Origin of the sequence: Saccharicrinis sp. 156 (assembly GCF_050589685.1) — a bacterium.
In the GTDB taxonomy this organism is placed as follows: domain Bacteria; phylum Bacteroidota; class Bacteroidia; order Bacteroidales; family Marinilabiliaceae; genus Saccharicrinis.
Genome location: NZ_JBNGOS010000001.1, coordinates 244,663 through 256,075 on the forward strand (window position 1 = coordinate 244,663; position 11,413 = coordinate 256,075).

At 39.1% G+C, this 11,413-nt stretch carries 7 protein-coding genes; all 7 read right to left on the reverse strand.

Features of this window, described 5'->3' with window-relative positions; genetic code table 11:
- Positions 1-26: 26 nt before the first annotated feature.
- Positions 27-1,106, reverse strand: coding sequence for a hypothetical protein (locus ACRD64_RS00755; RefSeq protein WP_430931232.1), 1,080 nt, complete (start codon positions 1,104-1,106; stop codon positions 27-29).
- Positions 1,107-1,726: 620 nt separating this feature from the next.
- On the reverse strand, positions 1,727-3,256 hold the full coding sequence (locus ACRD64_RS00760) for a xylulokinase (protein WP_430931233.1): 1,530 nt from the start codon (positions 3,254-3,256) through the stop codon (positions 1,727-1,729).
- A 17-nt stretch (positions 3,257-3,273) separates the two neighbouring features.
- Positions 3,274-3,966 (reverse strand): deoxyribose-phosphate aldolase, encoded by a 693-nt coding sequence (gene deoC / locus ACRD64_RS00765; protein WP_430931234.1) that lies wholly within the window; start codon positions 3,964-3,966, stop codon positions 3,274-3,276.
- A gap of 14 nt (positions 3,967-3,980) precedes the next feature.
- Entirely contained in the window at positions 3,981-5,174 is a 1,194-nt protein-coding gene (locus ACRD64_RS00770; RefSeq protein WP_430931235.1) for an iron-containing alcohol dehydrogenase, read from the reverse strand.
- A 111-nt stretch (positions 5,175-5,285) separates the two neighbouring features.
- The gene (locus ACRD64_RS00775; RefSeq protein ID WP_430931236.1) at positions 5,286-6,170 is read right to left on the reverse strand and encodes a hypothetical protein; all 885 of its coding nucleotides are present in this window, start codon (positions 6,168-6,170) and stop codon (positions 5,286-5,288) included.
- A 106-nt stretch (positions 6,171-6,276) separates the two neighbouring features.
- Positions 6,277-8,109 carry a hypothetical protein gene (locus ACRD64_RS00780; RefSeq protein ID WP_430931237.1) on the reverse strand — a complete coding sequence of 611 codons (1,833 nt, stop codon included), beginning with the start codon at positions 8,107-8,109 and terminating at the stop codon, positions 6,277-6,279.
- Between the two features lie 161 nt (positions 8,110-8,270).
- A complete protein-coding gene (locus ACRD64_RS00785; protein ID WP_430931238.1) occupies positions 8,271-11,180 on the reverse strand; it encodes a hypothetical protein in 2,910 nt (969 codons plus the stop codon).
- Between the last annotated feature and the right edge of the window lie 233 nt (positions 11,181-11,413).

Consider the following 11,413-nt stretch of genomic DNA (forward strand, 5'->3'; position numbering starts at 1 on the left):
GTTAACATATTGGCGTTAGTTGCTTTTTAACAGCCTAACTGAACCGAATCAACTTCAATCTCGAATAGTAAATCATCGCGACAAACATCGGCAATAAATATGGCTATCGGAGAGTGATTTATTTTATGACCCTCACAATACTTAATGAAATACGGCACATAGTCACCATGTTTAAAATAAGCGATTCCGCGCTTAACATCTCTCCAATTCATATTGGCGACATTAAGCATTTCAGTAACAACTTCCATCGTCATCTTAATCTGTTTTTCGGCATCATCTAAAAACAATGTTTCTCCGGCCTTATCGATACTCGCTGTCCCAGAAATATACAATGTATTACAACCTGGCAACTTTATTTCAACACCCCGACTAAACGAACTTTTATAGTCCATTGCCGATCCTTGTAACGGTGATTTAGCCCTTTCTATTATAAGTTCATCAGATTTAGGTAATACCGCAATCAGATCTCCAATAATTTCTGCTCCACAATGGTTTGCCGTTCCTATTCCGGTACTTGCAGGAACTAGACCATCGAAAACCTTTTCTCGATGAAAAAAGTGGGTACGCCACACATTAAAATCACCGTACCATTCTAGCAAGTCGTCTAAGTAAAACCAAGTTCTTATCACATGCTGAAAAGTCATTCCTTGCTCTACCAAACAATCTCTCATATTATTAAGTAGTGATAATGTCTGATTCTCGCGATTCTCAGAAAGGTCATCAGGTAACAAACCAACCAAACGAATATACCTGGCATAATCGTCTTCATAGCAATTACCAACAATTTGACCCTTGAAAGATATTGGCTTTAAAGAAATATCCTGAACTGCTGTAAGTTGAGAGAAAATAATCCCCTTTGAATCATTTCTATTCCCAGTTAACCATGTTAAAGGCTGAGCTTGTTTTGAACTTTCTTTAGAAGTAGATGAAGAAGAAGTACCTATTCCTAAAATAAAATGATTGATGGGTGATAGATTGAACTCTTCAATAGTTCTTTTTGTGCCATCATTTAAGGACATAGCAGAATCAGCACTTGCGTTGACATAAAATTCTGTTCTACCTGCTAGTTTAATCTTTGATATATCTATTTTACAATTCGTATCCATTCCATAATAAACTAGTATCCAGATAATATCACCTAGATACAATGTTGCTTTACAATATAATAATCCGGAAAATTCACAAATTTCCTGCTTTCATGCCATTCCAACAAATCCGGCAACAAGGGTCAGCATAGATGATGAAAGCGAAATAAGATATTTAACCCGCAATATGCATTAGAAATTCTATGACACATTGAAATTACTTTAAAACAAGGCACTTCGTTGCATCACTTCAACTCACCAGAACGATGCTCCCGAAAGTAATCAGGACAAGTGATGCCTCGTTTCAGTAATGCCTTGTTTTATGGCACTTGCAATGCTCATGACGAACCTCCAATACATAATCCGGGTTTAACCGGCACTTTAAATCCGAGCTGCTAAATATAAACAAAAAGGTTACAAAGCCTACGGTAACGCCGATGCAGCATGGGGTATCTGTGTAAAATAGGCAGCCGGAAAACCACCTGCTATTACAGGAATAAGTAGCATAATTGGTTCGGATTGATAATGAACCCAACAACCCGAATCAGAAGGAAACCATCTATTTTTCTTTGATGCCGCTTTCCCAAAAATCCCTGCTTGCTGTAAAAGCAACCAATAGTTCAACCATGTCAAATACCATCTCACAGTTTTAAACCGTTAAGAACATCGCCAACTTCCGACAGATAATCAGATAGTTGTTTATAAACAGGCAGGATTTTTTCGTATTTTTTGTTATCCTGTACTTGAGGCACTTCAACACTTTCTGTTTGATGAATTTTATCAATGATAGAAAAATCGCTCCAGATCCCGGTACCTACAGCCGCTAAAGCTGCGGCACCCAACGCTGCTGCCTGTTGGTCGATATTGGTTTTTATAATCTTTGCGTTATAAATATCAGCATATAATTGTCGCCAAAAATCACTTTTACTCCCACCTCCAACTACCGTAATTTCATTATCAATAGAGATTAGGTTGCGTAACTCATCTAACGCCACTCGAAGCCCCATGGCAACTCCTTCCATAACGGCTCTAATAATATCGCTCTTTTTATGCGACTGATCAATACCAACAATAGCACCTTTAATATGGGCACTTTTATCCATCATTGTCCCCCCGGCTAAGCTAGGATTAAAGAGTAATTTATTGGAACCAACAGGCGCACTTTCTGCAAGATCGGTCATCATTTTCCATGACTCACCTTCATGCTTCATAAATTCATCGCATATATTATTCCGCAACCATTTGAAACTGGTGCCGGCTGCAAATATTGCCGTGGCAGAAGCAAACATACCGGGCACTACATGGGCAAAAACATACGGGCGGCATTGTGGATTTAACAGCGGCTTTTGTGAACTTACGGCTAACCATGCTGACGATCCTAATGAATTGTACGTACGTCCTTCTTTAAAACATCGCGCACCCAATGCCATACATGAGTTATCCACACCTCCTGCGACGACTTTTACACCTGCATGTAAACCTAACTCATCAGCGACTTCTTGCGAAAGTTGACCTAAAACATCCGTAGAAGCTACCGGTTTCGGAAAAATAGTTGCGGGTAAACCACTAGCCGCTATTAAACGATTAGAATATTTCCAGTTAATAAGATCAAACACGCCTGATCCTGAGGCATAAGAGTAATCTGTGGAAGCAACACCCGTCATTTTATAATTGATGTAATCTTTTGTTCCAACAACGGTATGTATTTTACTGCAAAGTTCAGGCTGATTATTTTTTAACCACATTAGCTTAAAAACGGTGTACAAAGCCGGAGGGAACCCATTTCCGGTAATCATGTACCACTCTTCTTCAGGTATTTTAGAAAAAAATGCTTCCAGCTCCTTTTCGGTCGGTCGGGAATCCGACCATATAGGGACACTTGAAGCCAGTAATTTTCCTTCTTTATCCAACGGAACAAGTCCCAGGCTATGACCGGAAATACCAATGGCTGAAATGTTGCCTACAGAAACGTTACACTTTGCGAGAATTACTTTTGTTGATTGTACAACAGCACTCCACCAATCCTTGGGTTTTTGCTCGTGCCATCCTTGTTGGGGATAGTGTGTCTCGCATGTTATAAACGAGTCAGCCATACAATTTCCGGAGGCATCGTATAAGGATGCTTTGCACCCACTGGTGCCAAGGTCGTAGGCAATTATGTTTGTTTCCATGCTGAAGTTATAGGCCATCAGTTATTAGTCATACTTGTTTTATCTTCATCCATGTTTTCGAAAATGGATTTTGCAGTTCGAATGCCAATACCAAAACGAGTAGTTCCCAATTTGTTCATGGCAAGTAATGTTTCTATATCTCTAACGCCACCGGCTGCTTTTACTTCACATGCTTCACCCACAGTATCTTTCATTAGTTTAACATTTTCGAGTGTGGCTCCTGTAGGCGCCCATCCTGTTCCGGTTTTCACAAAGGATACCCCTGCTTCAACCGCCAGGTTACATGCTGTAACAATTTCATCCTTGTTTAAATGATGACACTCCAAAATAACCTTAACCGGAGTACCTTTGGCTGCCTCTACAACAGAACGAATATCATTTTTTACTAAACCATACTTCCCACTTTTTAACCAGGCAATATTAATGACCATATCCAACTCATCCACCCCCATCCCTAAAAGCTCTTTGGCTTCCAACACCTTTATTTTTGTAGTAGAACCTCCAGCCGGAAAGCCAACAACACCGCCAACTTTAATATCCGGATAATCAGAAAGTGCATCTATCAACAATGGCGTATGAGCAGGTAATGCAAACGTACAAATGCAATTGTATTTAATAGCAAAGCTTGCTACTTCCTTAATTTCCTCTATAGAGCTGTTTGCTTGAACGCAACTCAGGTCTATCATTTTTGCTAGTGTATGAATATCCATTTTATCCCTTATAATTACAATGCTGTTTCCAGAACCTGCATAACATCTTGCTTACTTAATGGCGGATTACAAGCTAATATCCCATCATTACCAAAGCTAACCTTAACTACGCCATCCAAAATATCTTGTAAATTATCTTTTGTAATATTAGCTTGTCTCAATGAAGTTGGGACATCGATCTTTTTAAGGAATGACTTAAACTCTTTTACTCCCTCTTGTATTATTTGGGATTGAGTTTTTCCATCCACTTTTACTTGCATTACATTCGTTGCAAAGCGGTAATATTGATTTTCCTTTTTAGTGCTCATTACCTCCATCCATGCAGGCATTAAAATAGATAAGGACGCTCCGTGCTGAACTTTAAAAAGTGATGTCAGCACATGCCCTACCTGATGAATCGGTGTCCATGCATCACCGGGAGAAGCCCACCCGTTAATGGCGCAGGTTGCAGCCCATTGCAAATGTGAACGGGCGGATATATTTTGAGGATCATCCAGTACTTTCTCAACATTATCTATCACCGTACGCATCACACCCTCTTGAAAATAATGTTGTACATCACTGTCTTCTTCTCCGTTCAGGTAAATTTCGAGTACATGCGAGATAGTGTCGGCAGCAGCACAAGCCGTTTGATAGGCAGGTAAACTTAATGTTAGTTCCGGATCAATAATGGATACTTGAGGGTAAATACATGGACTCCATATATACGATTTTTCCTTTAGTGCCTTATTGCTAACTACTGCACACTGGTTCATTTCACTGCCTGTTGCAGGAAGCGTTGGAACCATAATTGTAGGAAGCGCACTTTCCGGAGGTACAGCTTTAACATCATCATGACGACTATAAACCAAATTCCACAAATCACCTTCGTAATATGCGCCTGCAGCAATGGCTTTAGCAGCGTCCATAGCACTCCCGCCTCCTACTCCTATAATCAGATCGATATTTCCTGTCTTACATAGGTCTGCTCCTTGTTCAATAATTGAAACTTCTGGGTTCTCTTCTATTTCGAAAAACGATACAATTTCTAATCCTTCTCCAATGAGCATTTCTTCTATTTTTTTAAGAATAGATGATAACAGGCCTAACTTTTTATAGGAAACCAGGCATACTTTATTTCCGATTTTTTTTGCTTCAGCACCAATCTTATTAATCTCTCCAGCTCCAAAAATAACCCGTACAGGATTATAATATTCAAAATTATTCATTCTATAGGATTTTAATATTTTATAATTCTTATTTTATCATGCTCAGTTTGTTATGTTTATTATGCCAATTCCTGAACTAGTGGATTTAAGCACGCTGTATTCCAAAACCTTTCATTCATATAGCACCTGAATATTGGTACAACTATAGGTTTGCTGTGCATTGGTATACTTCCAAAGAATTTCCTTATTCATATTTATCTTAAATACAGGAATTCCTTTTTTGTACGGAGAGTGTCCAAGCCAATTACAAATAATTATTTCATCGTTGGGTAAAACCTGGAAACCCGTTAAGTGATTTACCCCAAGTTCCGGATATTCTCTGGCATCAAATTCCCATACCATCTTTCCTTTTTTATCGTAAATAGAGAGACAATATACATCAGAAATCATCGTACTACCGTTGCTTAACCTTTGGGCAGCATAAACATTAAAGGGGCGTACTATTTCTTTCACTACATCACCATTCTTATTATATTCCCTTACCGTTTTGTCAGCATGGTGACTCACCAAATAATGTCCGTTTTTAATTTTGCGGGCTCCCCTAAAACATCCATGTCCCCCTTTTTTATAGGTTAATGGAATTTCTTTAAGTATCTCACCGGTAGAACTTATTTCTATCAATCGCCCTTTGGAACATTCACCCACTAGCATTTTATTTTTACCTAAAGGTTGGCATGCAAAAATTTCGCTTTTGCTTTTATAATTCCATATGATTTCATCTGCAGGAGTGATAAGCCTTACGCCCCGATGACAAGCATAAAGTATATTACCATTTTTTAACTTCCATGCATCATAGGTATTATTGGCCTCTATTTTTCTTACTATCTCATTCTTATCATTTAACACCAACACCTTATCTAATTCCGAAGCCGTAATTACATAGCCTTTTATATTTTTTATCTTCTCACTTTTGAGCCAGTTGGCTGCAGCAGCATTCGAAAACATAGCTATAGCACAAAGAATTAATATGATTTTCAACTGTTTAAGTCTTTTCATTTCTTAGTTTTTAAATTGAGTTAATTTTAAAAAGAAGTGCACCTTCTCCAATAAAACCATTTCACACCTGGGTTTTCAGTTACCTTCTATTATACCCTTCCCCGATTTAATGACTTAGGCAAAACGCTATCAAATCATCCAGCTCACGGGAAGTTAAATCAGATGTATTTCCGTGTTTTTGGTTTTTGTTGTACTTTGTAAATACCTCTCTTAAATCCTTCGCCTTGCCATTATATAAGTAAGGAGCCGTTCTCCAAATCTCAACAAGTGAAGGCGTATCGAATTTCCTCCCCTCTTCGAGACCGGTTCCTATTCCCACGTCATATTTCTGGAGATTTGTTAAATGTGGACCGGAATGACAAGAATTGCAGTTGGCTTTCTCGTACACAAGCTGACCTCGTTTTGCCGATTCACTGAGTTTACCATCTACCAAATAAGGACTTGGAACAGGAGTTAGTGCCGAAAGATAAGTATCCATAGCGACCGCTATCTCTTCGGGCTGGTTTGTAAAAAATATGTGTGCGATGCCGGCACGAACTGCCATCTCCGCATTTGCTCTAATTCCGGTAATCATTGAAGGAGCAGTAGAATGAGCCAAAAGCATGCTTTTAGTATTCTTGGGATTCCCCAGTCCATCGTTAAGGTTATCCCAGTTTAGTCCGTCTACCCTGGCATTGCCGGGATGGCAACTGGCACAACTCTGCCAATGTTGTTTGCACAGGGTTGCATCATTGAAATATATTTCACCTAACCTTTCTTGTGTTGGAAGTGGTTGTTTTCCTAAACCAATTATCGCCGGAGATGACATATCTGCCAAATTAATTTCCACAACCGTACCCGAATAATACATCGATACATATACCCTGTTATCATGCAATGCTATCCCCTTAGCCCCTTTCCCTTCAAGTGTAATTCTGGTTCTGATATCTTGCAGAAGACTCAAATCATTTTGAATATCCACTAAAGCGCTGGCATATAACGTTGGCGTAGATCCTGTATTAACTTGAGAAATACGCTTGTGTAATGCTTCTCTATCGATAACGCTTAACTCGCTGGTTCCTGAATGTGACACAAATAGTTTGGATCCATCCTGGCTGCATTTTACATCAAAAGGGTTGGCCGCCCCAAGATCTAAATCATCGAGTAAAACCGTGCATAGATAATTGTCATTTTTGAGTTCGATAATACTCAGTGCATTCGTGTTTATCCACCCACGCTCTACCTGATTGGTTGGTACATTGTAACGAGCAAGGATATGTGTAACATATAGGTACTTGTTATCTGGTGAAAAACTAATCTTATTCAGTGCATTTGATCCGTTAGGCAATGAAATCTCCTTGATTACTTTCATACTTTGCGTTTCTACAACTGATACTTTTGAGGAATGATAAGCACTGGTTGCACTTCCACTAGGAAGGTGATTAGCCACATAAAGATTATTACCACGTGCAGGTAAAGCTATAGCTACCGGTTCTCTAACTACGGATGTTTTGTGTGTTACCGTAAACGAATTCAGTGCAATGGAACAAATATTGTTTTCGAAACGATTACACAAAAACAATGTTTGCCCATCTTGAGATAACACAGGAGCCATTGGAGTGTGTCCAACATTTAACGAACGGATAATCTCGTGGCTATTAAGGTTTAATTCGATAAGTTTACCGTCGGCACCACTTAATGTGACATACAGCTTACGCTCATCAGCAGATAACACTAATCCACTGGGCGAAGCTTCCAGGTTTATCTGCTCAATTGTACCAGGTTTTTCTCTGTCAATAATAGTGATATTGTTAGCCGTTTCATCTGCGACAAAAAGCTTTCCCCCTGATTTAGTGATCACCATCGAATTAGGCGACATTACCTCTGAAGCATCATATGTGCATGCATACTGCAGTATGATTAAAAGTATTGGATATATTGTTTTATGTAATATTTTCATCTCATTATAATTAGATTTTCAAATGCATTCGATGGAACTCACCTAGAATGTCCTTCTTGTGAAAGAGGTTTCTCATGGCTCGTTTCTAGTTTAACAATTTGTATTCCCAATATTTATTAAACCAAAGGCATCGGATTTTTTTACATGCTGTTTTTAGCTGATTATCTATTCACTACATTTACCCCTTCATCGTAATGTTTTTTTCCTTCCCTAATTGCTTCTCTACTTTTCTTCTCTTCTTTTTGTCTATAAATATATTTATCCAACCTTATCTGGTCGGTACTAGAAGGAATAAAACCATCCATGTCTAACCTTGGTATATTTTCTAACTCTTCCTTACCCTTTGCAAGGATAGCCAGTGCCTCTTTATATTCTTTGGAATTCTTATTTTTTATATTCGCTAAACAAGGGCTCTTCTCAGGTCGTTCAAAACTTATTTGAGGTCCCAACCCCCGCCGATGTCCCCGAAGAGTATTAAAATCAACTTGGGTAAGTTGCCCCAGACGATTCAAATCATTTTGTGAAATTGGCGATCTCCCCACTGGATTATCTGGATAAGCCGAAATAAAATCAGGGTAGTACACTGCATTAAGATCAATCCAGGTAGTAAGACGCTCCATCTCCTCACGCGATAATTTCACGCCCGCATGTCCATTTTTAATCATTTTTATCATCTTACTTGGATGAGAGCCCCATGAATACGCTTGTTGTATTTCTGACGGACCAGCGCCGACAGGAGCAATCACTTTTTTCATATGCATGTCAATATATGCCGCATTAAAATATGGATTTCGATCAGCGCTCAACAACAATTTCTTACCTGCTTTTTTTCCAAAATCATGACATTTTACACAGTGCCTATCAAATACTGGTTGTACCTCTTTCATAAAACCAAAATTACGTGGATCTCCTAACCACCCATCCAACTTTGCAGGAGGCAATGTTAACGCTTCCGGCACTTGAGCAAAAGAAGAAGGCGGTGCCATACGTCTGTCATCATGGCAACCGATACAGCCCGCTACTTCGCCAGAATGCACCATAGTTCCACTTCGCATGGATTGAACCATCATTTTATTTTCATCGAGTAATTGAAAAAACACATATTTATCGGATGGCACTTCAACATAAGCGGATCCATCTTCGTGTACGGGAACAGTTCCCAATATTTTTTTACATTCGAAACTATGCCAGTTCATGGCCGGACGATGTACCCCTTGACCATTCCATGCAGGTACCGTCCAGCTTCGTTTTTCAACGGATTCAACAACCCTCAAATATTTAACTGTTCCGCGCTTGACACCTTTCATATGCGTGCCCTGATAAACATCCTGCACATAAAATCTCCCTGATTGTGATTTATAGTTGCGCTTTTCTTTAACTTCACGTTCCTTTTTATGCGGACCTATTATAATCGGATCGTAGCATCCCGGCTTTTCTGTGTGTATCAAAACCTCGTTCCCAAAAGTATCGATTAGGAAGATCCCCATTTGTAGCGAAGCATCCAAAGAACGCGAACACAGAAAATAGGTATCATTCAATGGGAAGGGGTCTTCATAATAAGGACGTACTTGTTTAAAAGTGTCCCATCCCCCTTTACCCACAAGGTCAATTGCCGCAGCAGGCCACGTTTTTTCGACCGCTGACTGACCGTCAACCCCTCTCTTTCTGTTAATTATGCCCAATGCGCCCCAAGGCCGATCGTGACAAGACCCCATCACCGAAATCACTTTATCCGTTCCCGGAATTGGGCGCGCATCGATAAATCCTCCCGGTGAATTGGTATTGTTACCGAAATAGATGGCCTGGTTAGTCCCATCCGGATTCATCGTCCATAATCCCTGAGCATCGCCGAAGTTACGATCAACATACTCCCAGCGATCGTATAAGATGCGCCCGTCAGGCATGACTGTGCTATGCCCTTCAAACAGCGTGCTTTTTCCAAGCTGAGTTATATTTGCTCCGTCGGCCTCCATTTTAAAAATGTTGCCCATAATATGAACATTGCACATGCAATATTTGGGTTCACGGGTGGACGTGAAAACGATATCCCCATTGGGAAGATATTGCGGATCGATATCAGCTACACCCTTGGCAGCCGTAAGTTGTTTCATATTATTCCCGTCAATATCCATTTCATAAATATGATAATCTTCGTCAATGCTATTTCGCATAGCGAATATTATCTTTTTCCCATCATAACTTATCTCCGGATCTCGTACTACCCCTTCTGTACTTTTTATAAGTGTCGTTATCTTTCCTCCCCTTTTAAGGTCAATCACCTTCATTGATCCTCCCGGAGCATATTTCTCTGTGTTTATCTCATCGGTATGAAACAGGGTTGCGGAATTATGATGATCGGCTGCATATTGCTCACGTGTCACAAAAACCAAAGAAGCTTCATTTATCAGAGGATTAGAAAGCAATGCTTCTTTTTGTAAGGTCACAAATTTGTTATTAAAGCCTATAATTGTGTCTATAACCTTGTAGCCCGAAGAAGGAAACTTTTCTATTATTTGTTTTTGCTCATCCTTTAAACCTTCTATTCTGGTCTTATATTTTTTGCCATCATACTTGTTCGGAAATCTAGATTCAATATCCAAAATAGCCTTTTCCAGTCCCTCGAAACAAATAGCATTAAATATTTTTAAAGCTTCCTGAAAACGGGCGATCTTCTCTATTAGGACAAGTTTAGATCTTTCATCTTTTTGTTCTATACCTAAAAACTCATCCTCAAAAAAACTGGCCCAGGCTTCCTTTTTATTTAGCATCGATTGCAATACATGGTCTAACATCAAACTATCTCCTTTGCCCGCGAACCATTCATTTAAAGCTTTTTTGTTTATTCTATCTATGATGGCGTGCTCGTGCCATGGATAATCATTGCGTATCTCTTGCCTTATCTTACCCAGATCAATTTCTTTTATCTTTGATTGATGCAAATTTCTTAGTTCAATTAATCGCTCACTCCATGGTTGCAATGGTTCACCTTTCCTTTTATTTGGAGAACATGCTATTAACCAAAGTAATAGTACAATCGAGAATAACCTACAACATTTAACAAATCCTGTCATCTGCTTTATCCTTATATATTATTGTTTAATTGTAACAAAGTACGAATGATTCATTGCCAAAACAAAAGATAAATGATTCAAATTTGGTGAAGCATGTTTCAATCATATGCCAAGTCCGACAAATGTTGCAGAACTGAAGATAAATGTTGCAAGCTTTTAAAAAGCATACCACTAAATATATTTTTATACCGTGTTATTAACCTGAACTTAACTTATTTTTATAAGTTTGCCAA

Bases quoted from the DNA above. Each gene is read 5' to 3' on its own strand.
- ACRD64_RS00785 (WP_430931238.1), bottom strand. From the start codon at position 11,180: ATGACAGGATTTGTTAAATGTTGTAGGTTATTCTCGATTGTACTATTA.
- deoC (WP_430931234.1), bottom strand. From the start codon at position 3,966: ATGGATATTCATACACTAGCAAAAATGATAGACCTGAGTTGCGTTCAA.
- ACRD64_RS00775 (WP_430931236.1), bottom strand. From the start codon at position 6,170: ATGAAAAGACTTAAACAGTTGAAAATCATATTAATTCTTTGTGCTATA.
- ACRD64_RS00780 (WP_430931237.1), bottom strand. From the start codon at position 8,109: ATGAAAATATTACATAAAACAATATATCCAATACTTTTAATCATACTG.
- ACRD64_RS00755 (WP_430931232.1), bottom strand. From the start codon at position 1,106: ATGGATACGAATTGTAAAATAGATATATCAAAGATTAAACTAGCAGGT.
- ACRD64_RS00770 (WP_430931235.1), bottom strand. From the start codon at position 5,174: ATGAATAATTTTGAATATTATAATCCTGTACGGGTTATTTTTGGAGCT.
- ACRD64_RS00760 (WP_430931233.1), bottom strand. From the start codon at position 3,256: ATGGAAACAAACATAATTGCCTACGACCTTGGCACCAGTGGGTGCAAA.